Consider the following 384-nt stretch of genomic DNA (forward strand, 5'->3'; position numbering starts at 1 on the left):
GGGTATTTATGGTCGCCAGCACCCTTATTGTCTTTATTCTATTTCGTCGTGAATTTAAGTCATCCACACTTAAAATCCTGGTGGGTAAAGAAGAGCTGTCTCAAGCAATGCGCTAAAACTCAATAAAAAACAAAAAGTCACAAGTCTATTCTTTACCGATCGCGGGCTTTTTCTATACTCATTAGAACAAATATAAAACAAAGGCAATTGACGCTTAGGAGTTACAGGAATGTCTTTAGAATCGCTATTTAAAGGAAGCCCAAATTTACCCAACATCCCGAAAGTGGTGCAAGAACTGATCAAGCAGTTTAATGATCCTCATTCCAATGTTGATGAGATTTCAAAAAAAATACAGATGGACCAGGTCCTTTCTGCCAAAATTAT

1 protein-coding gene is annotated in these 384 nt (G+C 37.2%); it reads left to right on the plus strand.

The genetic code is table 11. The features are described 5' to 3' along the window. Nucleotides 1-229: 229 nt before the first annotated feature. On the plus strand, nt 230-384 hold a 155-nt coding region (locus A3761_RS28990), incomplete at its 3' end, for an HDOD domain-containing protein (protein WP_156491749.1).

The organism is Oleiphilus sp. HI0123 (assembly GCF_001635315.1).